Here is a 24,969-nt window from a genome sequence, read left to right as displayed (position 1 = left end):
TGTCCTGGCGGATCAGCAGGATACGGAGGTGCCGGGCCGTCGGCGGCTGGACCTTGACCACGACGCGAGCGCCCCCAGTACCGTTCGCTCTTTGTGTCGTGCCCGGGCGAACGGCGCTGCCACCCGCCGATCCGGATGACGGCGAGCCGCCACGCAAGGTCGACCGGCAAAGGGTCGAGCGGTATCGCGCGATACGATACGGCCGCTCAACAGTCGTCAAACAAATTTCAATATCCGGGACTGCAGTGCGGGCCTGGGCGTGCCGAAGTCGATGGCCTCTTGCGGCCATGTCATAAAGCGTCCCTGCCTCAACAGTGCATTCGCCTTGGCCAGCCCCGAGAATCAGGCGATGTACCTCATCCACGCGCTACTTTCCGGCGACGGCCACGCAGCGCTGCCGCCCGACACGGCCGCGCTGGTCATGCAAAGCGCACAGCCGGAGGACGGACTCCAGCACGTCGTGGTGCACGCCGATGCCAGCCCGGGTCCGGTCCTCGGCCTGCTCCTGTTGGCGCCGTCCCTGGAAAGCAGCGAACTCGCGGCACAGACGATAATTCGGCGCGCTTTGCAGACCCATGACAGCCTGCGCGGCTACACATTGGTGTCGTGCGGCGCCGCGATGCCCGCCCCGTACTACAACCGGCTGCTGGAGCACTAGCGACGAGGCCTGGCACTGCAGTGGAGCAGCGTCCCCGGCGCTCTGCCTGCGTCCGAGCCCGCCAGCCCTTCCATGGAGCCAGATCAGTCGTCCTGAAACGAATTCCAACACCAGCCTCCCAGCGTTACACCCGCTCCACCGCACCAGGCACTGCGGCGAAAGGAGAACCTCGATGGCTGGCGTTCCCGCCGTCGCATCGCATGCAGTTCTCAGCACCGACAGCCTCGTTCCCCGGGTCGCGTCGGTGGACCGGGCGCCGCCCATGCAGCGTGTCATCGCCGAGTTAGAAGCCCACCCAGACGACGGGGTGTTCACAAGGTGGCGCCACCGCGTCTTCCACGGCTCGACCCTCTTGCCGCGTATACGGGCCGCCGACCGCAATCAGCCCGTCCAATGCGGTCCGCGCGGGCAGGTCGGCGTGCTTGTCACCGCGTTGGGCACGCTCTCCAACGACATCCAACCGTTCGTCGCCGACGCGCTGGGCGACTTCCCGGCACCCGAGCACCGGTTGGCCGTCGGCCGCGCCACGGGGTCCTGGCCGCGGGGAATCGTCACCAGGCAGGTGCGGCGATGACGGCGAGTGCCAGCAACGATCTGCTCGACCGAGTGCTGGCCGGGCACGCACCCGCGTTCGCGTTGTTGTACCGCCCGGAAAGCGCGGGGCGTGACGTCCTGGACGTAATGATTGGCGAGGTCACGGAGCACGGGTCGCTGGCAGACATACCCGTGACGAATCGTCCGCGAGCCGGCCGAGGCGCCGGCCATGACGTGTTGGCGCTGGTCCCGTACCGGCAGCTCAGCGAGCGGGGGTTCGCTGCGAAGGACGACAACACCCCGCTGGTGGCGATCACCATCACGGAGCAGGCGACGATGCCGCTGGCTGACGTCCTCGCGCGGATACCACACGCCCCGGCCAAGCTCGTAGGCGGACGCTTCGAGCCCGACGATGCCGGCTACGCCGAGGTGGTCAAGCGAGTGGTCCACGACGAGATCGGAGCCGGCGAGGGCGCGAACTTTGTCATCAAGCGCTCCTACCGAGCGGAGATTACCGACTTCACCACGGCCAACGCGCTGTTCTTCCTCCGGCGGCTCATCGAACGCGAGCACGGCACCTATTGGACTTTCCTGATTCATACCGGCGCTCGCACGCTGTTGGGAGCCACCCCCGAACGGCACATCACGCTTGCGGGTGGCACCGCGGTCATGAACCCGATCAGTGGAACGTACCGCTACCCGGCCGGGGGTCCCACGCTGCGCGGGGTGCTGGACTTTCTCGCCGACGCCAAGGAAACCGACGAGCTCTACATGGTACTCGACGAGGAACTCAAGATGATGGGGCGCGTGTGCAATGCTGGCGGACGCGTCGTGGGACCGTACCTAAAGGAGATGGCGCGGCTCGCCCACACCGAGTACTTCATCGAGGGGAGGACCAACCTTGATGCCCGGGAAATCCTCCGGGAGACCATGTTCGCCCCGACGGTTATGGGCAGCCCGGTGGAGAGCGCGGCGCGGGTCATCGACCGTTACGAGCGGGACGGGCGTGGTTACTACAGCGGGATTGCCGCGCTGATCGGCCGAAACGCGAACGGCGAGCAGTCGCTCGACTCCGCGATCCTCATTCGCACGGCCGACATCGGCCTCGACGGCGAGCTGACCATTCCAGTCGGCGCCACGCTTGTGCGTCATTCGGACCCGCAAGCCGAGGTCGCGGAGACCGCCGCCAAGGCGGCCGCGCTGCTGGCCGCCATGCGGACCGGTGAGGATGGACGGTTTGCCGCAGATCCCGGAGTGCAGGCGGCACTTCGCCGGCGCAATCACGGCATCGCGGACTTCTGGCTCCGGGAGCGCGACAACCGTACATCGACGGTCGCCGCGCTGGACGGGCTTACCGCGCTGGTGGTCGACGCGGAGGACACCTTCACCACGATGTTGGCCCAGCAGTTGCAAGCGCTCGGCCTCGTGGTCATGATCCGCCGCTTTGACGAGCACTACGACCCGGCCGGAGCGGATCTCCTCGTGCTGGGGCCCGGTCCTGGCGACCCACGGGCAGCCAATCACCCCAAGATCGCACACTTGGCGAGCGCGCTCGACGAGGCCCTGGCCTCATCTCGCCCGTTGCTGGCGGTGTGTCTGAGCCATCAGGTGCTGAGTCGGCGGCTGGGGTTCGACCTGGTTCGGCGGCACGCTCCCAATCAAGGTGTTCAGCGGGAGATCGACTTATTCGGTCAGCGTGAGAGGGTGGGCTTTTACAACACGTTTGCCGCGCACTCTGCCACAGACAGGCGCGATGTCGAAGGGGTCGGGCTGATCCAAATCAGCCGGGACCAACAAACGGGCGAAGTACACGCGCTGCGTGGCCCGTCCTTCGCATCCATGCAGTTCCACGCCGAGTCGGTCCTCACCGTCGACGGCCCGCGAATTATTGCCGACGCGATAATGGAAGTGCTTCATGTCCGAGTACACGTCCCCGGAGCCGTTTGAGGGGAGGGACGCGAAGGCTGCGCGAGGCGACAAACGGCAGCACAAGGGCGCCCTTGCCGTCGCAGTACGGCCCGACCTCAGGTTCGGTCTCGGGGCGCGGTCTGCGTGGGCTGCCGGGGTACCAACCCGGTACGGTCTCGGTTGACGCATCTGGATGGCGCGTACCGCTTGTTCATGTCTTGAGCCACGAGCCTGCGGAGGCGGGAGTGACAGATTGGGAAGAAATCACGCTTCATCCGGCGTCCGCGGACCAGCCGGTGGCCTTCGGCGGGCAGCTCGACAGCAGCTCATTGCTGTCTGCTGCCCAGGCGGGGTTGTTCGCCATGCCCGCAGCGCCCATCCAACGCCACATATTGCGGCTCCTTCATGAAAACGATCTCCTGGCCGGGACGATAGCCGGGTTAGGCGGAACAGCAGACCCATTCTCCTTGAGCTGGTGGTGCCCTGATCCTCGATTCGTCATACCAGCCGGTGAGGCCAGGACCCGGAAAAAGCAGCGGGCGATGATACGGCGTGGCCGCTGGGTCAGCACGGTCAACACAGCGTTCCGCCAGGTAGCCGAGGCATGCCGCGCTGGCCGCGAGCCTCGATGGCTCACGGACGACTTTTTGGATGCCCTGCTTGGCCTGCACCGCGATGGCTGGGCCTACAGCCTTGAGATCTGGGATGATGGCGAACTTGTCGGGGGCGCATTCGGTCTTGCATTCGGCTCGACCCTATCCGTCGATTCACATTTTCAAGCCAGACCCGAGGCGTCAAAGATCGCGATGGTCGATATTGCATTGCGCGCGCAAACCTGCGGAGTGGACGTCATCGACCTGCAGTGGCCGTCGCGGCACGGCGCCGACGTGGGTGGCCGAGTTATGGCCCGGCAGGAATTCGTCGGACTTGTTCGAGGCCAGAACCGGCTGAAAGTCAGCCTACCGGAAGAACAGAGGCCGCTGCAGTGGCTTTTGGAACAACCGTTACGAAGATAACGGCACGAATATCTGCCGAAAATTTGGCGCGGCGTAGCCACCGCTCCATCAGAAGCGGGAACTTACCTCGAAGGCCGGTTTCTGGCATACATTCCCAGGATCAGCCGGCTATCTCCTGAACCATGGTAGCTGCGAGATGAGCTTCAGGCGAAGGCTACGTGAGGGGCCCGGGGAATGTTGGTCAAGGACCTTCCGAGGCGGTCACGACCCGCATCCCGGTCCGCGTCGACCCGGGCCGGGCGCCGACCGGGTTGCGGCGTCGACCTGGTTGCGGTGCCGACCCGGGTTGTGGCGCCGGCACGGCGGTTCAGAGCCGATGCGTCACCGTCTGCTCGCCCAGGTCCTCGCCCGTGCGCAGCAGGTCCCAGATCACGATGCCGGCCAGCACCACGGCGACCGCCCCGGAGACGGCGAGCATGGGCAGCCCGACCAGCAGCGGCGACGCGAGGAGGAGGACCCCCGCCCCGATCAGCCGGGGAGTCGCCACGTCGATGAAGACGTGTCGCCCGAGCAGCGCGTGTCCGAGGATGAAGAGCACCGCCCCGCCGAGGGAGACGGCGGCCCCGTACGCCCCGACCCGGTGCGCGGCGCCCCTGATCACCAGTTCGTCGCTGACGGTGATGCCGACGACGCCGGCCACCATCAGCAGATGGGCGAAGCCCGCCTCCCTGGCCCGGATCGACGGCTCCCGGGCGCCCGAGAAGGTCGGCCCGAGCTTCTCCCGGGTGCGGTGGAAGTAGATCCAGTAGAGCAGCACCGTGATGAGGAACGACACCGTGAACGCCGAGCCCTGGTGCAGCGTGAAGTCGCTGGCGTGGAACGCCGCGCCGGTCGACGCGATGGTCTGGCCAAGCGCGACGATCACGAACTGCCGGTACCGCTCGGCGAAGTGCTCGCTCGCGAGGTTCCACTCGTTCGGAGCGGTACGCCCGATCCGCGGCGCCGGCCACCCGACCTCCGCCGTCAGGTAGTCGATCAAAATGGCGATGCCCCAGAGCACCAGCCGGGGCGTCCCGTCGACCTCGGCGCCGACGAGCCACGGCACGCCCGAGATGAGGAACCACAGCGCCGCCCGTCGGGGCCGCAGTCCGACTATGTGTCGGCGCAGGGCGATCGCGAGCACCACGCTGCGTCCCAGGTTGATCGCCAGGTACGCGATCGCGAAGAGCAGCCCGCGCTGTTCGAACGCCTCGGGTATCGCGGTCGCGAGCAGCAGGCTGCCGAACGCGGTGAAGATGACCAGCAGTTGCAGCCGGATCAGCCGCGCGTCGAGAGTGTCGGTGAGCAGGTTGGTGTAGGCCCAGACCCACCAGACGGTCAGCAGCAGGACCGCCGTCTCGAACAACCCGACCCAGTTGAGCCGGGTGAGCAGGGTCTGCGAGAGGCGGAAGATCGTGAAGACGTACACCAGATCGAAGAAGAGCTCGACGTAGGTGACCGGCTTCGACTCGTTGAAGTCCCTGATCAGGCCGGGCCGCGCCCTTCCGCGCATTCTCTCCTCCCGCCGTGAACCGGGCGCCCCGTCCGCCCGTCCGCCAGACGTCGGGCCTTCGAGATGGGGAGCGCCACCGCTCTGCCAGTTGAACAGAAGGCAGACCAAAATAGCGGTAAATTGCAGAAAAGCGCCTTCTGTGCGATATGGCCGCTTCGTTCGCGCCTCGTGCCACCACGTACCGCGACCGGTCGAGCGGTACCCGGCTCGCGCTCAGCGGCCGTACGCCTCCAGCAGGCGCAGCCAGACCTCGCTGACCGTCGGGTACGCGGGAACGGCGTGCCACAACCGATCCAGCGGGACCTCGCCGACGACCGCGATCGTCGCCGCGTGCAGCAGTTCCGCGACGTCCGGACCGACGAGCGTAAGACCGACGATCACCTTCCGGTCCTCGTCGACGACCATCCGGGCGTGCCCCTGGTATCCGTCGGCGTGCAGGGCGGATCCCGCGACGGCGCCCAGGTCGTAGTCGACGACCCGGGTCCGCAGCCCGGCGGCCTCGGCGGCGGCCGCGGTCAGCCCCACCGACGCGACCTCCGGGTCGGTGAAGACGACCTGCGGCACGGCACGCTCGTCGGCGGTGGCGACGTGCCGGCCCCACGGGCGGTCGTCGACCGCCTCGCCCCTGGCCCGCGCCACGATCACGTCACCCACCGCGCGAGCCTGGTACTTGCCCTGGTGGGTCAGGAGGGCGCGCCGGTTGACGTCACCGGCGGCGTACAGCCATCCGGCGCCGACCAGCGCCCCGTCGTCGTCGACGACCCGCAGCGTGTCGTCGACCGCGAGCCAGGTACCGGGCCTCAGGCCGACCCGGTCGAGGCCGATGTCCTGCGTGTTCGGCGTACGGCCGGTCGCGACCAGGAGTTCGTCGGCCTCGATCCGCCCGCCGTCGGTGAGCGTGACGTGCAGCGTGCCGTCGCCGTCCCGGCTCACCGACGCCGCCTCGGCACCGAGGCGTACGGACACGCCGGCCGCCCGCAACGACCGCGTGACCCGCTCGCCGACGAACGGCTCCGCCCGCGGCAGCACACCGTCGCGGGCCAGCACCGTCACCTCGGATCCGAGGCTCGCGAACGCGGTCGCCATCTCCGACGCCACCACGCCACCACCGATGACGGCGAGCCGACCGGGAATCTCGGTCGCGGCGGCGGCCTCCCGGCTGGTCCAGGGCGCCACCTCGTGGATACCGGTGACGTCCGGAATCAGTGCGCCGCTGCCGGTCGCGACGACGACCGCATGCCGAGCGGTGAGCGAGACCGTCGGGAAGTCCCCGCCGGTCCAGACCTCGACGACCCGCTCGGAGCTGATCCGGCCCTGGCCGCGGTACAGGGCGATCCTGGCCGAGTCGAGCCAGGACACCTGCCCGTCGTCGGACCAGTTCGAGGCGAAGGAGTCGCGGCGGCGCAGCACGGCTGCCGCGTCCAGGTCGCCCGTCACCGCCTCCCGCGCTCCGGGCAGCCGGCGTGCCGCCCGGAGCGCGGTCGCGCTGCGCAGCAACGCCTTGGTCGGCATGCAGGCCCAGTACGAGCACTCACCACCGACCAGTTCCCGTTCGACGACGGCGGCGGTCAGGCCGCCCCGCACGACCCGATCGGCGACGTTCTCCCCGACCGGCCCCGCGCCGATGACGACGACGTCGTACGTGGCGTTCTCCATGTCAGTTCGCCTTGGCGGCGCGGCCGAGACGGATGGCCGAGATGAGGAAGAAGATGGCGCCGGGGATCGCGTAGCCGATCGCGTTGGTCAGCACCGGGTGGTCCGCCGAGGCACCGGCGATGAACGACCCGCCGGCGAGTACCGAGATCCCGCCGCTGATGATCATCGGCCACTGGCCACCCATCCGGCGCCGGGTGACCGCCACGACCAGCTGAACCAGCCCGGCCACGACCGCCCAGGCACCCCACACGCGCAGCACCGCCGGTACGCCGGACGCGCCGGCGACGGCCAGGCCGACCGCGGCGAGCAGGCTGACCGCGACGTTCACGTACAGCAGGGTGGGCGACCCGGTGGCGCGCGACGCGCGGGCGTCGACGATGGCGGCGGCCACGTCGAACAGCGGGTATAGCACGAGCAGCGTGGTGGTGAGCGGATCGAGGTGTTTGGCGAGCGGGAACATCACGAGGGCCCAGACGATGGCGAACCCGAACCGGACGAAGTACAGCCGCCGCAGTGCGGACGCCGTCGTCGAGATGCCGGGGGCGGTGACGGTGGTCATGGTGATCCTTCCGGTGGCGACCGAGGGGGGAAACCGCGACGCAACGGGCGCCGCGCTCAGGACTGCCATCAAGTAGAACGAACGTTCTGTCTTGCCAAGAATGACGAGTCCGCGCCGACCTGTCAAGACCGAACGTTCTGTCACTACTATGGGCCCATGGCACGTACCGAGACCGAGACCCGGCCGTCCGAGGCGCGACAGCGGCTCCTCGACACGGCGGCCAGGATCTTCTACGGGGAGGGCATCCACTCGGTCGGCGTCGACCGGATCATCGCCGAGGCGAAAGTGACCCGGGCCACCTTCTACCGGCACTTCCCGGGCAAGGAGGATCTGGTTCTCGCCTATCTGCAGGCGGCCGACCGGGCCATCCGCGAGCAGGTCGAGACGGCCATCACGGCCGGCCTACCGGCGCCCGACACGCTCCGGGCCATCGCCGAGTCGATTGCCGGGAGCATCCGGTCCGCCGGCTTCCGCGGCTGTGCCTTCCTGAACGCCGTGGCCGAGTACCCCGATCCCGACCACCCGGTGCACCAGGCCGTCCTCGCGCACCGGCGGTGGTTCCTCGACACGGTCAACACCTTGCTCGCGAGCATCGAGAGGACCGAGGCCGAGTCCGCCGCGCAGCACTTCGTCATGCTCCGCGACGGCGCCATGGCGGCCGGCTGCCTCTTCGACCCGGCGTTGATCTGCGAGACCTTCCTCCGTGGCGTCGAGGAACTCATCCGGACCCACGCCGCACGTCAGCCATCCTGAACCGCGTGCGTCACAGGACGGAGCCGTCAGCTCCCGCGAGGTCTTCCCCGGCGAGTAGTTCGCGGCGCCATGCCTCAAACCGGTCACGGAGGTTGTCCAATGCCTGACCGGTCACGCCGTACTGGGCGAAGTCATCAGGATCGAGCACGTTGGCCTGCCCGAGAGCATTGGCGAAGACGCGTCGGCCGAACCCTACGATCAGTTTGTTGCGCGAGGTCGAGGACAGCTTGATGATGTAGCGGCCGGATCGGAGCGCGGCGTCTATATCGATGAAGTCACGGGCGAATGCTCGCCCGTAGAGAGCGCTCATCTTGTTCGCGACCGCGTCGTCGGGATGTAGTACCGGTCCCACGCCGTGAACAAGTCGACATCCTCGCTGGGCCGCTCGAGAAGTCCGGCGGCTTGGACCACGTAACCGCCGGCGAGAGCGAAACCGTATCGACGAGCAGGCGCGAGCCCGGTGCGGGCGAGTCGTTCGTGAAAGGAGTTCACCGTTATGCGGTGTTCGTACGGGTCGCGGCGAGTTCGGGGAAGGCCTTTTCCCAGTCCTGCCGTAGCCGGGGTGGCAGCCAGAGAGTGGGCCACAGCCGCAGGAGCACGCCGGCGTTGAGCCACGCGTTCAGGTCGTCAACCGTGCTCGCCTCACTCAGGGATGATATCAATTTGGATTTTGAGGTTAGTTGATGCAACTGCAACGCACTCTAGAACTGCTCCGGACGCGGCCAGGAATGCTCGGCGTTGACGGTTCGTTCGGGCAGACGGTAGCTTTTCTCGCTGGAATGGATGCAGGCCAGAACGGTGGCCTGCTGCGAGGCTTCCGAGAATGGCTTGTGGTCCGGCTGGGTGATGGTGCAAATTTGACCTGGCGTGGGTTGATATTGCGGCTCACCTTTCCGGATGGTTGCCTGGGAGGGGTCGCCAACCTCTCTGTGGAAGACGAGCAGAGGGCTATCAGTGTCCTGTTTGATCAGCTGACTGCTTTTCTGGCTGTCCGAGATTCGGCAGATGGATTGCTAAACGTCTACGACTCGTATCTAAAATGGCTTCGGAGTCAAGATTGGTATATGCCGCCAGAAGGCGAAGAATGAGCTGCGGTTCCCCCGTTAGGCCCTACCCGAAGACCCCCGCCGGACGCCGCGCGGTCGCCCTGGACAAACGCACCGTCCAGGTCCTACGCGCGCACCTCCGCCGACAACTCGACCAGAGGAGCGACGCCACCGCGGATGGCAAGGCGTGCACCGACACCAGGTAGGTGTTCGTACGCTCCGACGGCCAGCCGATCAACCCGAACTACGCCACCACCCGATTCCGCACACTCGTCCAACGCGCCGGACTACCCCCGGTGCGGCTGCACGACCTGCGGCACGGAGCCGCGTCCTTGGCCCACCAGGCCGGCGCCGACCTGAAGATCCTGCAAATCTCCTCGGCCACTCCAGCATCGTGACCACCGCCGACACCTACACCAGCGTCCTACCCGACGTGCAGCGACACAGCGCCGACGCCGCCGCCCACCTCGTCCTCGCCGCGGCCCGCCGCACCCGCAAAAAGATCAAAAACAAGGCCCGGAAGAACCGACCCACCCGCCGACCGAAAACAGGTGCTCCAGCCCCCAGCACCCCGGGCGCGGTCCCGAAGCCCCAGGTCAAGGCCACCAAGCGCGAGAAAAACTCGCCAACAGGGCTGGCACCCACATCGCACCCACGTGACACCCACCATCCACGCAGGCCAGGCAGCAAGAAGGGCCCGAACCGCGTTCCCGCAGTTCAGGCCCCTCATGATCTTGCGCGCCCGAAGGGACTCGAACCCCTAACCTTCTGATCCGTAGTCAGATGCTCTATCCGTTGAGCTACGGGCGCTGGTGCTCGGCCAGTCTACACACCCGGCCGGGGCGCGGAGACTCCGGGATTCGAACCCGGGAGGGGCTTTAAAACCCCAACCGCATTAGCAGTGCGGCGCCATAGACCAGACTAGGCGAAGTCTCCTCGGTGGCCTGTAGACCACCGCCGACCGAGGATACAGGGCCACCCCGGCCGGGGGCAAAGCGCTATCCCCCTTCCGCCCGGGACGACCCGGCCAGCCGGGCACGAAGCGCTCGGCAGGCCGATATCCACCACGGGGACTAGGCTTTTTCGATATGGAGGAGCAGTCGTCCACCGACCCCTCACCCGAGCGCCGGCCCCCGGAGCGGTCGACGCCGCGATCCCGTACGGCCCGGCCGGCCTTCAACCCGCCGGCGAGCGAGGCGCCGCAGCCGGCGCCCGTGCCGCGTACCCGCCGCGCCAAGGCTCCGCCCGTGCTCTTCCAGCCGCCGGCGGAGGATCCCACCGTACCCGCGGCAGCGGAGCCGGGGACGGAGACGCCGGAAGCGGACGCGAGCCCGGCCCGCGTACCGGAAGCGACGAAGGTCACAAGACCCCGGCGGGCGGCCGGAGCCACCGAGCCACCCGCAGCGGTCGAGCCAGCCGCGACCGGCGAGCCGGTGGCGGCAGCGCCGGTCGCGGCCACGAGGCCGGCCAAGCGGGCGCCGCGCAAGGCGGCGGCCACGTCGGCGGCGGCCGGGCCGGCGGAGCAGGAGCCCGCCGCGACCCGGCCGGACGAGACGCTCCCGAAGCCAGATGATCCAGGCGCGAGGTCGGACGAGACGCCCCCGAAGCCCCCGAAGCCGGACGACGCAGGCGCGAAGCCGGACGAGACGCGTCCGAGGCCGGCCAAGGCCGCCGCGAAGGCCGCCGGCAAAGCCGCCACGAAGGCGGGCGGAACCGCGGCGAAGGCGCGCAAGACCGCGCCGAGGCCGCGCAGGGCGGCCGGCGACGCGGCGACGTTGCTGCCCCCGGACGGTCCGCAGCCGGTCGCGGCGGCGCCGGCCGGTGCGGGGCGTACCCCGGCGGAGCCCGCACCGGGTCTCACCGCGCGCCTGCTCGCCCACCCGGGGTACGCCCCGGAGCTGCTGGCCACGGCCGCCGTCGAGTCCCTCGGCCCGGGGGCGCGGGCCTGGGCCGAACGGGTCCGCACGGACTACCCGAGCGCCACGCCCGAGGGGCTGGCCCGACTGGCGACCCGCCGGTTCGTCCGCATCGCCGGCACCGGTGGTGCCGTCTCGGCCGGCGCCGGGCTGCTCGCGCCGCTCGCCGAGCTGGTGGTGGTCGCCTGGACCCAGGCGGGGCTGGTGCTGCACCTGGCCGCCGCGTACGGGCACGAGCCGACGCACCCGGACCGCGCCGCCGACCTGCTCGTACTGACCCGGGTGCACCCGGACGACGCGGCCGCCCGGGACGCGCTCGCCGCCGCGGGCCGGGCGGGCCCGGAGGGCGAGGACGCGCTGGACCGGGCGCTGGAGGCGGCGTGGCGGCTCGGCGTACCGCTCGCCGCCCAGGCCGGTGGCTGGCTGGCGCTGCGCGCGGCGGCCCGGCTGCTCCCGGGCGCGGCGGCGCTGGCCGCCGCGGCGGGCGGTACGGCGGTCGCGCAGCGGCTCGCGGCCCGTGCGGTGGCCCGCTACCGGCGCTAGCCGGCGTCGGGAGGGCCCCTCCGCAGGGAGCCCGCGAGGGGTGCTCCGCGACCTCGGGGGCCGCCCCGGACCCGAGGCGCTAGAGCCAGCGGAACCAGTCGTCCGGCAGCAGCGTGTAGCCGACGAAGGCGACCACGTCGAGCAGCGTGTGCGCGACGATCAGCGGCATCACCCGCCGGGTACGCAGGAAGAAGAGCGCGAAGACCACGCCCATGACGGCGTTGCCGAGGAACGCCCCGAAGCCCTGGTAGAGGTGGTAGGAGCCGCGCAGTACCGCGCTCGCGGCGATCACCGCGCCGATCCGCCACCCGAGTTCCCGCAGCCGGGTGACCAGGTACCCGACGACGATCACCTCCTCCAGGATGGCGTTCTGGGCGGCGGAGAGCACCAGGACCGGTACCGCCCACCAGACGTGCGGCAGCGCGGCCGGTACCACGTTGGCGTTGATCCCGAGCCACGCGGCGACGGCGAAGAGGCCGAGTCCGGGCAGCCCGATCGCGGCGGCCAGCGCGGCGCCCCAGCCGAGGTCGGCGCGCGGGCGTGCGGCGTCGAGGCCGAGCCGCTGCCGGGCGTCGCCGCCCTCGCGATTCAGCAGGTGCACCGCGAGCAGCACCGGGACCAGGGCGAAGGCGATGCCCAGGAGCTGGTACGCGAGGTCGAGCCAGGGCCGGGCCGACTGGGACGGGTTGAGGGTGGCCGTCTGCTGGGACAGCGGCCGGTCGGCGGTGAGGCGCCCGACGATGGTCACCAGCGAGTAGATCGCGGACTGCCCGAGCGAGAGGCCGAGGACCAGGAGCACCTCGACGCCGGTCGTCCTGCGGGAGACCGGCCGAGCGAGATCAAGCGTCACCCGACCAACTCTGCCGCATGGGCGACGGACCCGAACACCGCCACGGTACGTAGCGGGGCATATCGGGCCATCACTCACTGATCGCACTGTCTGTCCGATGGACCATGACCCTCAGTGTTCACCCTTTGTGAGCCAGCCCGGACGCACCGCCGTGCGACCGACGCACCGCCACGCAACGCAGGGACCACGGACGCAAGCAAGGCACCGCCACGAAGCACCACCGCACCGCCACGCAACACCGATCTGACCGGCCAGCTCGCGCGTCTCCGACGCGCGCCATCACCGAGAAGGGCGGACATGGAAAACCTCGCGCAGCTGCTGAAGGAGAGCTGGGTCCTGGTCGAGGACCGGCAGGAGAAGCTCGCCCAGCACTTCTACGCGCGCATGTTCCTCACCAGTCCGGCCCTGCGCGACCTCTTTCCGGTACAGATGAGCGGCCAGCGCGACCGGCTGCTCGAAGCGATCGTGACGGCGATGCAGACCATCGACGATCCCGAGCACCTCGACGACTACCTCCGGGCGCTCGGCCGGGACCACCGCAAGTACCACGTCCTGCCGGAGCACTTCACGATCATGGGTGCCGCGCTGCTCGACGCGCTGCGGACCTGCGCGGCCGAGCAGTGGAGCATCGAGTACGACCAGGCGTGGGCCGACGCGTACCGGGTGATCTCCGAGCGGATGCAGGCCGGGGCGGCGGAGGACGACAACCCGCCGTTCTGGCACGCCGAGGTGCTCACCCACGAGCGGCGTACCTCGGACGTGGCGGTCTTCACCTGCCAGCCGTTGCAGTACCCGCTGCCGTACCGCGCCGGCCAGTACGTGAGCATCGAGGCGCCCCGGTACCACCCGCGGGTCTGGCGGACGTACTCGATCGCGAACGCTCCGAACGAGGGCAACATCCTGGAGTTCCACGTACGGTCGCTCGACGCCGGCTGGCTCTCCGGCACCCTGGTACGGCGGATCAGACCGGGTGACCTGCTGCGGTTGGCCGCTCCGATGGGCTCCATGACGCTCGACCGCGACTCGACCCGCGACGTGCTCTGCGTGGCGGGCGGCGTCGGGCTCGCCCCGATCAAGGCGCTCGTCGAGGAGCTGAGCGGCTACAACCGCACCCGCTGGGTGCACGTCTTCTACGGCGTACGCCGCGAGGAGGAGCTGTACGCCCTGGCCGAACTCTACGAACTCGCCGCCGGGCACCCGTGGCTGATGATCATCCCGTGTTGCGGGGACGATCCCGCCTTCGGCGGCGAGCAGGGCGACGTCGCCGACGTGGTGGCCCGCTACGGGCCGTGGACCTCGCACGACTGCCTGGTCTCCGGCTCGGTGGCCATGGTCCGCTCCGTCCTGCGCACCCTCGCCGAGCAGCAGGTACCGGCCGAACAGATCCGGTACGACACCTTCGGCGCCGTCTAGACCATCCTCCCCCCGCCGGGTCTCGTGCCCTGCCCGCACAGGGCACGAGACCCGGTTCAACCCGCGTCGGGGGCCGCACGACGCGACCCGCCGGGTGGCCGGGGGCGTCAGTAGTGCCAGGGGCGACCGCTCTCCCGGTACTCCTCGACCGGTACCAGCGGCATCCCGGGCGCCATCCGGTCGACGTAGAGCCGGCCGTCCAGGTGGTCGAGCTCGTGCGCCACCAGCCGGGCCATGGCGAACTCGAAACAGGTGATCACCCGGGTACCGTCCACGTTCGCGTGCTCGACGTCGAGGCGGAGCGGGCGTGCCACCAGCCCGCGCGAGTCGAAGAACGACAGGCAGCCCTCGTACTGCTCGTCCGATTCCAGCGTCGCGTCGACGACGCGCGGGTTGATCAGCACCACCGGCTCGGCCTCACGGTCCGGCGGTTGCACGATCGCCGCCGCCCAGGAGAGCCCGATCTGCGGCGCCGCCAGACCCAGCCCCTTGCTGAACGGGTGCAGCTCGTCCACCCGGTCCAGCGCCGCCCGCAGCCGCGCCACCACGTCCCGGGCCACCCCGGCGTCGCGGGGCAGGTCGAACTGGCGGGCCGGCTGGCGCAGCAGGTCGGCCCCGCGCTGCACGATCCCGGCGGCGCGCATCCGGTCGCTGGCCCGGGTGCCGCCCTCGGCGCCGCGCACCGGGCCGGCCGGCGGTTCGCTGCGGTACCGCCACTCCAGGCGGTACCGGGCGTTGAGCGGCGGGTTCTCCGTGGACCACTCGAACCGGGCCCGCCCGTCCTCCTCGGTGTGCACCACCGGGGTGCGCAGCGGTCCCTCCTCGGCGGTGGAGGTCTCCACGCCCCAGACCTGCGGGTCGAGTTCGACGGGCAGGTCGAGCCGTACGGTCAGCTGGTTGGTGGGGAGGCGGACCGCCCGCTGGAACCAGGTGCCCCACTTGTCCTCGCTGACGGTGTACGCGTACTCGATGACGGCGCGGCGGCCGGGGTAGAGCGGGAACCGCCCCTGCCCGTTCTCGAAGAGGAGCCAGACCTCCTTGAAGGCGTCCCGGTCCTGCTTCTTGCGCCACTCCATCCGCTCGCGGCTGCCCTGGTCGTCGTAGTACGCCTGCAGGTCCAGCTCGCCGAAGGTGAGGGGGTGCTCGCGGTGGTGACGGTTGGACCGGCCCGGGTCGCCGGGGTAGCGGTCGACGGCGACCCGCACCAGGTAGCGGGTCACGGGCTCGGTGCCCTGGTTGTAGAGGGCGCGGCGGATGGCGCACCGGTACCGGCCGTTCTCGTACCGGAGCGTCGCCACCTCCTGCTCCACGATGAGGCCGGTGCCCGGTGGCATCCACTTCTCGGGTACCGGCGGGTCACGGTGCGGGTTGACGGCGGCCCGGGCGTGCCGGAGCTCGTCGTACTCCTGGAAACGCTGCCAGATCGCGCCCGCCGCGCCGAGGACGGCCTCCGCCCGGCGGGCGAAGTCCTCGGTGGGGCGGTGTCGACGACCTTCGACATGGCTGACGTACGACGGGTCGAAACCCATCCGCGCGGCGAGCTGTTTCTTGGTCATACCCTGCTCGACCCGCCGCCGGGAGAGCTCGGCCGCGAACGAGTCGGCAGCCCGTTCGATGGGCGAGGTAGTCATGGGCTTCCTCTTGGCCGGGAGTCTCAGTCTCTCCGTTGCCTCACCCAGCCATACATGAATGCCGCATTACCGACATTTGCCTTGACTATTCAACCATTATCGTCGATCCTGTCCCGGACCGCGACCCCATTGGTCGCCGGCCGCCGCGACCCGGCTACGAATAGTGATGGCGACGACGGGAACGCTCCCTCGCCTGCCGCGGCCCCGCCGGGCCCCGCCCGCCCCCGCGCGCCGACCGACGCGGCAGTGACCTGCGCCTCAACCCCCGCCCAGGCCGGCCACCTAAGTTAGGCTAACCTTAATCGCCAGGGTGACCATCGGTGTCACATCGCCGTTCCGGGGGAAAAGGGCAGGCATGATCGCAACGATCGACAGCCGCGCTGACGCCGTGGCCCCGCTCGCGCCGGTCACCGCCACGCTGCGGGCGATGTTCGGCACCGCGGACCTCGGCAGTCTCCCCGGCGAACTGATCGTCGCGGACGAGGCGGACTGGTTTCCCGCCACCGACCTGATCAGCGGCGTGCGGCTGCCCGAGTTGCTCGACGCCGCCGCGCGGCAGTGGGGTGCCTCCCCGCACGCCGCCGCCACGCTGGCCTGGAAGTCGTACACCTACTGGCTGGCGCTGCCGACGGTGCTGGGCTGGGCCTCCGCCCGGCGGGTGCCGCTGGTACGCCCCGAGGAGGTGCTGGTCCGCCTCGGCGGCCCGGGTCCCCTGCTCAGCCTCGGGCTGCGCCGCTCGATCACCGTCGCGGTCCTCCCCTCGGATCCGCTGGCGCTGGCCGGGCGGCCCGACGTGCGGGTCGTCGCCGACGAGCGGGCCCTGCTCGCCGCGCTGCGCACGGCGATGCTCGACGAGCACCTGACCCCGCTGCTCGACGCGATCCACGCCCGGGTCCGGGTCGGTGCCCGTACGCTGCTCGGCTCGGTCGCCTCCGGCGTCGCGTACGGCGTGCTGCGCGCCGCGGACGCGCTGCCCGGCTCGGCGGTCGCCTCCGTCGACGCGCTGCTCGACGCCCTCGACGTCGCCGACCTGATCGAGTTGGTACCCGGCCCGAACGGCGAGCCGACGGTGCAGCGCAAGACCTGCTGCCTCGCCTTCACGCTGCCCCGACCCAAGGTCTGCAGCGGCTGCTGCCTGCGCCAGGACTGACCCGCCCGGTCTCAGCCGAGCAACGGACGGATGTCCCAGAGCCAGACCCCGCCGGTCTTCGTCGGCTGGATGCCGGTGAGACCGGTCATCGTCTGCCGCAGGGCGAGGGAGTTGCGCTGTGGCGCGAGGATCACCACGCCGGCCCGCCAGAACCGCAGGTCCGTCAGGAGTTCCCGGCGGTTCTCCGCGTTGAGCTTCGGCACCTTGCCGCTCTTGCTCACCCAGGCGAAGAGCAGGCTGGAGGGGCGGGTCGGACCACCGAAGGCGGCCCGCCGGTCCGGGTGCGCGTCCGGGCCCAGGAAGTAGCCGCGCGGGATCGGCATGTCCAACCCGGTCTGCGCCGACCAGCGCAGCGGGTCGGTGTACTGGGTCGCCGGCAGCGGCAGGGTCACCACGCTGCGCCCGCCGTCGGCGTACTGCCGCCAGGCGCCCGAGCTGACGAACGCCGGGGTCGGGGCGATCTTCGCGGCCGGCAGGGGCGTCGGCACGAGCGGGACCAGCGCCATCGCCAGCATCGTCACTCCCGCCGCGCGGATCGGCACGGCCGCCCGCGGGTACCGCCGGGTCAGCTCGACCGCCCGGTCGACGCCGATCGCGAGCAGCAGCCCGATGACGGGGGCGATCGCCAGCGCCCAGCGGGTCGGTACGGCCGAGTCGAGCACCGGCACGTTCACCACCAGCCGCCACGGCCCGGGTATCCCGGTCGGCCGCCCCTCGTACTCGATCTGCGGGCCGAGCGACAGCAGGGCGAAGAGCAGGCCGGTGACGGCGAGGCCGACCACCGCGATGTTGTGCCGCAGCCAGACCACCAGGGCCAGCACCAGCACCACCAGCGGCCAGCCGAAGAAGGCGTTCTCCTCGGTCGGGTTCTGGGCCAGGAACTTGGCGGTGCGGGCGTCACCGCCGATGGACTCGCGCGAGAAGGCGACGAAGGAGCCGAGGTCCGCGCCGTAGCCGCGGATGAGGGGCGGCAGGCCGTGGTACGACTGCGGGCCGAAGAACTGGACCGAGAGCGGGTACGCGAGCAGCACCAGCGCGACCACGGCGGCGACGCCCAGCCCGGCGACGAAGGGGCGGACGTCGCGGCGTACCTCGGGGCGGCGCAGGAGCGCGACGACCGCGACCACCCCCAGCCCGATCGCCGTCATCAACAGGATCTCCAGGTTGATGAAGGCCTGCCAGACGATCAGCAGCCCGAGCGGTACGCCGTTGCGCAGCCAGCGGCCGTGCTGCCGCAGCCGCAGCGTCCGCCAGACGATCAGCGGTACCAGGAACTGCGCGACGATGTTCGGGTGGCCGTTCGCGTGCGAGACCATGCTCGGCGCGAAGCCGCAGAAGAGCGCGCCGATCCAGGCCGCGAAACGGGACCGGACCAGGTGGCGGGCCAGGACGAAGTACCAGGCAACCGCGGTGGCGACCAGCGCGGCGGTGAGGAAGATGTTGAACGTCGGCCGTGGACCGAGGAGCAGGGTCAGCGGGGCCAGGGGGAGCGAGATGGCGAGCACCGAGGTGTTCGCCATCATGTTGATCCCGTCCGGGACGTTCATCCGGTACGAGACGAACGGGTAGTCGAGATGGGTCAGCACCCGGGCGCCGTGCGCCAGCATCCACTCGAAGAACGCCTGGTCCATCGGGTTCGACCGCAGGCCGCGGTCGGGGTGCAGCCAGAGCCGGGCGGTGACCCAGAAGGCCAACGCGACGAAGCTCAGTACCGCGGCCGTGTCCCGCGCCCGCCCCGCACGCAGCCAGCGCCACGCCGGATGTCCGGTCCGCCCGGTACGGGGGGCCGGCGTCCCGGCCGACGGCACGGCCGCCGGGACGTTCTCCTGCGTACGTTGGCTTTCGGTCTCGCCGATCCCGCCGTCGACGCGGTCGGGGACGGGGTCCATCGATGCTGAGGCGGTGGACTCGGCCGCGGGTTCACCAGGCACCCCGGTGGTGCCAGCACCCTGGGTCGTCATAACAATTCGTAGCGTAGTGATCCGCGGACGCGTCGGGTCCCCTTCACCGGGGGCCGCGTGCTCTGTCCCGTAACGTCCCTGACATGGGCGGGCAACCGCCCACATCACATCTCGGTTCCGTAACCCCTGCCCCGATTTCCCTACGGTCGTCGTAGATGGTTCACTCTGTCGGTCCAGGTGCAGGTCGAGTTCAGATCGCGAGGAATCGACGCATGGCGGAAATCACTGGAGATCAGCGGGTGCAGTCCGAGGTCCTGGAAGGGCTCGCGACAGCGGTCAACCACCGGCGCTGGTTCGTGGAACTGGCCTTGCCGTACCTGGGTGACAACCCGATCGAGATCGGCAGTGGGCTCGGCGACTACGCGCTGGAGTGGGCACCGCACTTCAGCAGGTTCACGGCCACCGAGGCCGACCCGGACCGGCTGGTCGCGCTCAAGGAGCGGCTCTCCGTCGAGCCGAAGATCGAGGTACGGGAGATGCTGCTGCCGCACTCGGAGCGCGGCGACTACAGCGGCGCGGTCTCGTACAACGTGCTCGAACACATCGACGACCACGTGGGGGCGCTGCGCAGCATGCGCGACCTGGTCCGGCCCGGCGGCGCGATCGTCCTGATCGTGCCGGCCTTCCAGTTCGCCATGAGCCCGGCCGACATCGCGACCGGCCACGTCCGGCGCTACACCAAGAAGACCATGCGCGCGGCGCTGACCGAGGCCGACCTGGAGGTGGAGAAGCTCCACTACGCCAACGCGCTCGGGCTCATCGGCTACTTCATGGCGACCAGCGTCTTCCGGCTGATGCCGAAGGAGGGGCCGATGGTGAAGATCTACGACACCCTCGTGCTCCCCGTCACCAAGGCCGCCGAGCAGGTGTTCCGGCCGCCGTTCGGGCAGTCGGTCTTCGCGGTCGCCCGCGTACCGTCCTGATCTCCGCCGGCTCGCCCGCCGGCTCCCACCCGCCCGCCGTCGCGTCGCGCGGCCAACCGGGAGGTCGAGCGGCGGGGTGGGGCCCGACGCGGTACGGCCGGTGCCGAGGATCGACCCCGACACCGGCCGCGAGTGACGCCGCTCAACGAGCGCCACGGAGGGTGACTCGCGTCACTCCTTCACCTGGTACGTGGGACGGATCACCGCCCGGGCCAGGGTGTGGAAGGCGAGGTTGAACCCGACGTACGCCGGGGTCGCCTCCGGGGTGACGGGCAGCTGGTCGACGTCGAGCGCGTGCACCGCGAAGACGTACCGGTGCGGCCGGTCGCCGGCCGGCGGCGCGGCGCCACCGTACGCCCGGTCGCCGTAGTCGTTGCGCACGTGGAAGGCGGCGCCGACGTCGGTCGACGCGCCCCCGCCCGCGCCCCGGGGCAGCTGGGTCACCTCGACCGGCACGTTGACGAGCACCCAGTGCCAGAAGCCGCTACCGGTCGGCGCGTCCGGGTCGAAGCAGGTCACCGCGAAGCCCCGGGTCTCGTCCGGGAAGCCCGACCAGGCCAGCTGCGGCGAGAGGTTCTCCCCGCCCACGCTGCCGTGCGCGAACTCGGTGCCCATCGGCTCACCGTTCGCGACGTCGTCGCTCGTGAGCGTGAACGACGGTACGGGCGGCAGCACCTCGTACGGATCGGGCGGGATCGCTCGTTCCAGGCTCATGGTCCATCCTCTTTCGAAGAATTCGGGTCAGCGCGTGGTCTTCTACCCACTCACGGGCTCTATCGCCCATACGTTACTGCTCGTTCCCGCGCATGATCCCCGGTTGCCCATCCCGGATCCCGCCCCACCGGTCGGCCCTCGGCCCGCTCAGGGCAGCGTCGTCCAGGCGCCGACGGTGCCCCATCCGTGGTACGCGGGCCGGCCGTTCACCGCGAAGACCACCGCCTGGCCGCCGCCGTCGACCGCCACGGCCGGGCAGTCGACCCGCCCGCCGAGCCCGTTCCAGTCCAACGGGAGGCAGTCGCCGTCGAGCGGGGCCACCGAGATCCCGTCGTCGGCGTCCCGGCCGACCACGTGCACGTCGTCGCCGAGCACGGCGGTGGCAAGGTGGCCCGTCCCGCCGGGCCCCGGTCCGGCGACCGGCGGGGCCCAGCCGCCGTTCGGGGACGCCTGGCGGCTGACCGCCACGTCGACGCCGCCGCCCTTGCGGTAGACCACCCTGATCCGCCCGTCGGAGCCGAGCACCGCGGTCGGCGGGCCGGCCGGCGCCAGGCAGGGCAGGCCCGTGTTCAGGGTGAAGGAGCCGTTCACGGCCGACTGGTACCAGTGCAGCAGCCCGGTGGTGGTGGCCGCGAAGAGCTCGATCCGGCCGTCCGGCGCGTTCACCGCGGCCAGCCCGTCCTGGACGTCGCCGCCGCCGAGGTCCTGCCAGGCGCCCCAGCCGCCACCGGCCACCGTCTGGGCCTTGCCGCTGACCCCGCCGCCGCCGTTCTTCACGAACACCACCAGCCGCCCGTCGGCGTGCCGGGCGACCACGGGGCAGCCCATCTGGTCGGCGTTGGACATGCCGGCGTTGTGGTTGCCCAGATCGGCCCAGCTGCCGGCCCAGGAGGCGTTCGGCGCCGTCTGCCAGATCACCATGATCCGGTGGTCGGAGAGTCGGCGGGCGAACACCTCCAACCGTCCGTCCGCGTCCCGGCCGACCGCGATGGTCGGGGCGAGCCGTCCGCCGGCGCTCGGCAGGAACTGCGGCTGTGACCAGCCGCCGCCCACGAGCTGCCACCAGGTCAGCACCTTGCCCTGGTTGACGGTGAAGACCTGCAGCCGCCCGTCGGCGTTACGGCCGACCCAGGAGGTGCCCCGCGGCCACCGGTACACCATGCGCTCGGTCCAGCCGTTGGCGGCGGCGCGCGGGTCGTAGGCGGCGTACGCCTGGAAGGCCGCGAGCTTGGCGGCGGCCACCTCCGGCGCGAGGTTGACCGGCAGCGACGAGATGCTGTAGCCGCGGTACGCGACCACCGGCACGTCGGTGACGGCGTCGGCGACGAACCGGGCGCTGGCGGTGTGGTCGGCGTGGTCGTGCGGGGTGTAGCGGGCCTCGGGCATCGGGTCCAGCGAGCGGACCTCCCCCGGTTCGTAGACCGAGACGACCGTCTTGATCAGGTTGATGACGTCGGTCTTGTTGTAGCCGTACAGCGGAGCGCCGAGCCCGCCGGTAGTCACCACCGTCTGCTGCGGCGTGCCCGCGTACAGGGTGTCTAGCTGCCCGTCGCGCAACGCGGCGAAGACCACCTGCACGTCGGTGCCGTCGAGGGTGTAGCGCTCGAGCAGCTTGCCGTTGACGTTGAAGAGGTCACCGGTCCACTCGGACTGGTCGCCGTTCGGAGTGAGGCCGGCCATCACCGCGTAGGCGTCCTGGATGCCGCGCTGCCGGGAGCGGGCGCGCTGGCCGTCCGTCGAGCCGGCGCCGGTCAGCTGGCCGGCGGTGAGGAAGAGGGTGACGCTCGGCGAGCCCGACCGTACGGCGGTCGCGAGGTCCGGCGACATGAACAGCAGGTCGTCGTCGGGGTGGGAGACGACGTGCAGGATCGGTAGGGACAAGGGGACCCTCCATGGGGGGTGGCGGAGTGGTGCCCGTACCGAATGGACGGTGCGGGTGAAGGGTGACCACGGTGCGCCGCGGCAGCGGTGTCGCCCGGGGAACAGGACGCTATTCCGCCCGCGAACGGTTGTCTGTCACCATCACGTCCCGCACTCCGGCCGTACGGACGATCTTGGTCGGCCGGACGGCGCCGCCGATCCCCCGGTACGGCCGGGGATCGCGTCCGTACACGGTGGACCGAGCGTGCCGCTCCGGCCGAGCCACTGTGGACGGCGGCGCCCCCGTCGCCCGGCCATCGCCCACGACGCGGGCCGGTTCGGGCTGCCCGCGACGCCGATCGTCGGCCGGCCGGTCAATGCCGGTCGGCGGCCCGGCCCGTCAGCGCCGGCGGTCGATCAGCAGCTCCACGCCGTCGAGGATGCGCCGCAGGCCGAAGTCGAGCGCCTGGTCCTCGCCGCCCCGGTCGGCCAGGGCCGCGACCAGGGCGGGGAACCGATCCTCCCGGCCGGCCAGCAGCCCGACCACGGCGTCATTCATCGCCCGCTCCGGGCTCCCGGCGGAAATCGCCGCGCCCTGCTGCGCGACCGTGCGCACGTGCCCGACGAGGGTGGCGGCCACGTCGAGGATCTCGGAGCCGGTCAGCCCGGTACCGGTCAGCGCGGCGGCGGCCTGCTCCAGCCACCCGAGTTCGTTCGGGCCGATGGCGCGGGCGCCGACCGTCGCCTCGATCGCCCAGGGGTGGGCCCAGAAGCGCTCGAACATCCGCCGCGCCCACGCGTCGAGCCTCGGCCGCCAACCGTCGCCGACCTCGTCCAGCCGGGGCGGTCCGCCGACGGCGAGGTCGGTCATCAGGGCGACCAGCTCGACCTTGCCCGGCACGTACCGGTACAGGGCCATCTTCGTGACGCCCAGCCGCTCGGCGACCCGCTGCATGGTCACGGCCGCCAGCCCTTCGGCGTCGGCGATCCCGATGCCGGCCGCCGCGATGCTCTCCAGGGTCAGGGTCGGCCTCGGCCCGCGCCGTGGGGCGGTCCGCTCGCCCCAGAGCAGCTCCGTCGCCGTCACCTCGGCCGCCATCCGCACCCCTCGCTTGCCCTCGGCGTAAAACTGCGTCTATCGTACACTGTGTCTGAGAGACACAGTTTTTCGTGAGAGGAGAACGCCGTGACCACCTCCCCGCTGCGCGGCCTGCGAGTCCTGATCTCCGGAGCCGGCGTCGCCGGCCCCGCGCTGGCGTACTGGCTGTCCCGGTACGGGGCGGCCACCACGGTCGTCGAGGCCGCGCCCGCGCTGCGCACCTCCGGCTTCGCGGTCGACTTCCGCGGCCCCACCCACCTGGGCGTACTGTCGCGGATGGGCGTCCTCGACGAGTTGCGCGCCCTACAGACCCACGGCGGGGCGATCCGCTGCGTGGACGAGCACGGCCGGCAGATCTTCGAGCTGCCCGCCGAGTTCGCCGGGGGCGACATCGAGGTGCTCCGGCGCGACCTGTCCCGGGTGCTGTACGAGCGCGGCGCCGACCACGCCGAGTACCTTTTCGGCGACCGGATCACCGCCGCGACCGAGACGGCCGGCGGCGTCGAGGTGGAGTTCGCCCGGCACGGCTCGCGCGGCTTCGACATCGTGATCGGTGCCGACGGGCTGCACTCCGGCGTACGGCGCCTCGCCTTCGGGCCCGAGGAGCGCTACGTACGGCACCTCGGCTACTACCTGGCCGGCTGGGAACTGCCCAACTCGCTGGGGGTGGACGCCACGCCCCGGCAGTACAACGTTCCCGGCCGGATGGCGAGCGTCGCCGCCGACCCGCGCGACCCGGACAAGGCCGGCGCGTTCGCGGTCTTCGCCTCGCCCCCGCTCGACCACGACTGGCACGACCTCGACCGGCAGAAGAAGCTGATCGCCGAGGCGTTCGCCGGCCTGCGCTGGCACGTACCGCTGCTGCTCGCCGGGCTGCGCGACGCGCCCGAGCTGTACTTCGACTCGATCAGCCGGGTCAGCGTCCCGGCCTGGACGTCCGGCCGGTTCGCGCTGCTCGGCGACGCCGCCTGGGGCGTGACGCTCGGCGGCATGGGCGTGGGCACCGGGCTGGTCGGCGCGTACGTGCTGGCGGGCGAGCTGGCCGCCGCCGGCGGCGACCACCGGGCCGGCTTCGCGGCGTACGAGCGGCGGATGCGACCGTACGCGGCCCGCTGGCAGCGCGGCGCCAACCCGGGGAAGTTCCTGGCCCCCGCCAGCGCCCTCGGCCTGCGATTCCGCAACACCCTGTTCGACAGCCGGCTGTTCCAGAAGATGCTGCTCGGCAGCACGAAGTCGCTGGCGACCGACGCCGGCCTGCCCGAGTACGCGCTGATCGGCTGATCAGGC

22 protein-coding genes, 2 tRNA genes and 1 pseudogene are annotated in these 24,969 nt (G+C 70.7%); 12 read left to right on the top strand and 13 right to left on the bottom strand.

Translation table 11 applies throughout. The features are described from left to right. Positions 1 to 349: 349 nt before the first annotated feature. The 4 genes from AB0J86_RS27360 to AB0J86_RS27345 all read left to right on the top strand — a co-directional run bounded on the left by AB0J86_RS27360 (position 350) and on the right by AB0J86_RS27345 (position 4,116). A complete protein-coding gene (locus AB0J86_RS27360) occupies positions 350 to 658 on the top strand; it encodes a hypothetical protein (RefSeq protein WP_363860477.1) in 309 nt (102 codons plus the stop codon). A gap of 172 nt (positions 659 to 830) precedes the next feature. Continuing rightward, positions 831 to 1,232 carry an isochorismatase family protein gene (locus AB0J86_RS27355; protein ID WP_363860476.1) on the top strand — a complete coding sequence of 134 codons (402 nt, stop codon included), beginning with the start codon at positions 831 to 833 and terminating at the stop codon, positions 1,230 to 1,232. Then, complete coding sequence (locus AB0J86_RS27350) at positions 1,229 to 3,139, top strand: anthranilate synthase family protein (RefSeq protein ID WP_363860475.1); 1,911 nt, start codon at positions 1,229 to 1,231, stop codon at positions 3,137 to 3,139. The genes AB0J86_RS27355 and AB0J86_RS27350 overlap by 4 nt, the downstream gene beginning before the upstream one ends. Before the next feature lie 206 nt (positions 3,140 to 3,345). After that, positions 3,346 to 4,116 carry a leucyl/phenylalanyl-tRNA--protein transferase gene (locus tag AB0J86_RS27345; RefSeq protein ID WP_363860474.1) on the top strand — a complete coding sequence of 257 codons (771 nt, stop codon included), beginning with the start codon at positions 3,346 to 3,348 and terminating at the stop codon, positions 4,114 to 4,116. 307 nt (positions 4,117 to 4,423) lie between these two features. Here AB0J86_RS27345 and AB0J86_RS27340 read toward each other — a convergent pair whose 3' ends face one another. From AB0J86_RS27340 to AB0J86_RS27330, 3 genes are all read right to left on the bottom strand, one after another. Further along, positions 4,424 to 5,608, bottom strand: a complete 1,185-nt coding sequence (locus AB0J86_RS27340; protein WP_363860473.1) for a low temperature requirement protein A — start codon at positions 5,606 to 5,608, stop codon at positions 4,424 to 4,426. Positions 5,609 to 5,821: 213 nt separating this feature from the next. Beyond that, positions 5,822 to 7,264, bottom strand: coding sequence for an NAD(P)/FAD-dependent oxidoreductase (locus tag AB0J86_RS27335; RefSeq protein WP_363860472.1), 1,443 nt, complete (start codon positions 7,262 to 7,264; stop codon positions 5,822 to 5,824). A 1-nt stretch (position 7,265) separates the two neighbouring features. Further along, entirely contained in the window at positions 7,266 to 7,823 is a 558-nt protein-coding gene (locus AB0J86_RS27330) for a hypothetical protein (protein WP_363860471.1), read from the bottom strand. 156 nt (positions 7,824 to 7,979) lie between these two features. Here AB0J86_RS27330 and AB0J86_RS27325 point away from each other — a divergent pair, with 156 nt between their 5' ends. After that, positions 7,980 to 8,576, top strand: coding sequence for a helix-turn-helix domain-containing protein (locus tag AB0J86_RS27325; RefSeq protein ID WP_363860470.1), 597 nt, complete (start codon positions 7,980 to 7,982; stop codon positions 8,574 to 8,576). A 10-nt stretch (positions 8,577 to 8,586) separates the two neighbouring features. Here AB0J86_RS27325 and AB0J86_RS27320 read toward each other — a convergent pair. Continuing rightward, positions 8,587 to 9,068: pseudogene (locus tag AB0J86_RS27320) on the bottom strand (hypothetical protein). A 2-nt stretch (positions 9,069 to 9,070) separates the two neighbouring features. Continuing rightward, positions 9,071 to 9,238, bottom strand: coding sequence for a hypothetical protein (locus tag AB0J86_RS27315; RefSeq protein WP_363860469.1), 168 nt, complete (start codon positions 9,236 to 9,238; stop codon positions 9,071 to 9,073). A gap of 21 nt (positions 9,239 to 9,259) precedes the next feature. On the opposite strand from AB0J86_RS27315, the gene AB0J86_RS27310 reads away from it, so the two are divergent. Further along, positions 9,260 to 9,664, top strand: a complete 405-nt coding sequence (locus AB0J86_RS27310; protein WP_363860468.1) for a hypothetical protein — start codon at positions 9,260 to 9,262, stop codon at positions 9,662 to 9,664. 164 nt (positions 9,665 to 9,828) lie between these two features. Beyond that, positions 9,829 to 10,020: a tyrosine-type recombinase/integrase gene (locus AB0J86_RS27305; RefSeq protein ID WP_363860467.1), complete on the top strand. Its 192-nt coding sequence runs from the start codon at positions 9,829 to 9,831 to the stop codon at positions 10,018 to 10,020. 339 nt (positions 10,021 to 10,359) lie between these two features. Here AB0J86_RS27305 and AB0J86_RS27300 read toward each other — a convergent pair. Together AB0J86_RS27300 and AB0J86_RS27295 are read right to left on the bottom strand one after the other, a co-directional pair. Next, positions 10,360 to 10,432: transfer RNA gene (locus AB0J86_RS27300), tRNA-Arg, on the bottom strand. 35 nt (positions 10,433 to 10,467) lie between these two features. Then, positions 10,468 to 10,558: transfer RNA gene (locus tag AB0J86_RS27295), tRNA-Ser, on the bottom strand. Between the two features lie 152 nt (positions 10,559 to 10,710). Between AB0J86_RS27295 and AB0J86_RS27290 the strand changes: the two genes are divergently transcribed. Next, on the top strand, positions 10,711 to 12,081 hold the full coding sequence (locus tag AB0J86_RS27290; protein WP_363860466.1) for a hypothetical protein: 1,371 nt from the start codon (positions 10,711 to 10,713) through the stop codon (positions 12,079 to 12,081). A gap of 79 nt (positions 12,082 to 12,160) precedes the next feature. Here AB0J86_RS27290 and AB0J86_RS27285 read toward each other — a convergent pair whose 3' ends face one another. Further along, positions 12,161 to 12,931, bottom strand: a complete 771-nt coding sequence (locus tag AB0J86_RS27285; protein ID WP_363860465.1) for a CPBP family intramembrane glutamic endopeptidase — start codon at positions 12,929 to 12,931, stop codon at positions 12,161 to 12,163. A gap of 297 nt (positions 12,932 to 13,228) precedes the next feature. Between AB0J86_RS27285 and AB0J86_RS27280 the strand changes: the two genes are divergently transcribed. Beyond that, entirely contained in the window at positions 13,229 to 14,344 is a 1,116-nt protein-coding gene (locus AB0J86_RS27280; protein WP_363860464.1) for a globin domain-containing protein, read from the top strand. A 107-nt stretch (positions 14,345 to 14,451) separates the two neighbouring features. Here AB0J86_RS27280 and AB0J86_RS27275 read toward each other — a convergent pair whose 3' ends face one another. Beyond that, positions 14,452 to 15,975 carry a peptide deformylase gene (locus AB0J86_RS27275; RefSeq protein ID WP_363860463.1) on the bottom strand — a complete coding sequence of 508 codons (1,524 nt, stop codon included), beginning with the start codon at positions 15,973 to 15,975 and terminating at the stop codon, positions 14,452 to 14,454. Between the two features lie 367 nt (positions 15,976 to 16,342). On the opposite strand from AB0J86_RS27275, the gene AB0J86_RS27270 reads away from it, so the two are divergent. Beyond that, a complete protein-coding gene (locus AB0J86_RS27270; RefSeq protein ID WP_363860536.1) occupies positions 16,343 to 17,125 on the top strand; it encodes a hypothetical protein in 783 nt (260 codons plus the stop codon). 11 nt (positions 17,126 to 17,136) lie between these two features. On the opposite strand, the gene AB0J86_RS27265 is transcribed toward AB0J86_RS27270, so the two are convergent. Beyond that, a complete protein-coding gene (locus AB0J86_RS27265; RefSeq protein ID WP_363860462.1) occupies positions 17,137 to 19,014 on the bottom strand; it encodes a hypothetical protein in 1,878 nt (625 codons plus the stop codon). Between the two features lie 284 nt (positions 19,015 to 19,298). On the opposite strand from AB0J86_RS27265, the gene AB0J86_RS27260 reads away from it, so the two are divergent. Further along, a complete protein-coding gene (locus tag AB0J86_RS27260; protein WP_363860461.1) occupies positions 19,299 to 20,009 on the top strand; it encodes a methyltransferase domain-containing protein in 711 nt (236 codons plus the stop codon). A 171-nt stretch (positions 20,010 to 20,180) separates the two neighbouring features. Here the strand turns inward: AB0J86_RS27260 and AB0J86_RS27255 are convergent, their stop codons facing one another. The 3 genes from AB0J86_RS27255 to AB0J86_RS27245 all read right to left on the bottom strand — a co-directional run bounded on the left by AB0J86_RS27255 (position 20,181) and on the right by AB0J86_RS27245 (position 23,682). After that, entirely contained in the window at positions 20,181 to 20,723 is a 543-nt protein-coding gene (locus AB0J86_RS27255; protein ID WP_363860460.1) for a YbhB/YbcL family Raf kinase inhibitor-like protein, read from the bottom strand. Between the two features lie 147 nt (positions 20,724 to 20,870). Next, positions 20,871 to 22,604, bottom strand: coding sequence for a PIG-L family deacetylase (locus AB0J86_RS27250; protein WP_363860459.1), 1,734 nt, complete (start codon positions 22,602 to 22,604; stop codon positions 20,871 to 20,873). Positions 22,605 to 22,983: 379 nt separating this feature from the next. Further along, positions 22,984 to 23,682: a TetR/AcrR family transcriptional regulator gene (locus tag AB0J86_RS27245; protein ID WP_363860458.1), complete on the bottom strand. Its 699-nt coding sequence runs from the start codon at positions 23,680 to 23,682 to the stop codon at positions 22,984 to 22,986. Positions 23,683 to 23,769: 87 nt separating this feature from the next. Between AB0J86_RS27245 and AB0J86_RS27240 the strand changes: the two genes are divergently transcribed. Further along, positions 23,770 to 24,963: an FAD-dependent monooxygenase gene (locus tag AB0J86_RS27240; RefSeq protein WP_363860457.1), complete on the top strand. Its 1,194-nt coding sequence runs from the start codon at positions 23,770 to 23,772 to the stop codon at positions 24,961 to 24,963. Positions 24,964 to 24,969 lie beyond the last annotated feature (6 nt).

The organism is Micromonospora sp. NPDC049559 (genome assembly GCF_040676675.1).
In the GTDB taxonomy this organism is placed as follows: domain Bacteria; phylum Actinomycetota; class Actinomycetes; order Mycobacteriales; family Micromonosporaceae; genus JBFAPK01.
This window is presented reverse-complemented; position numbering and strand designations above follow the sequence as displayed.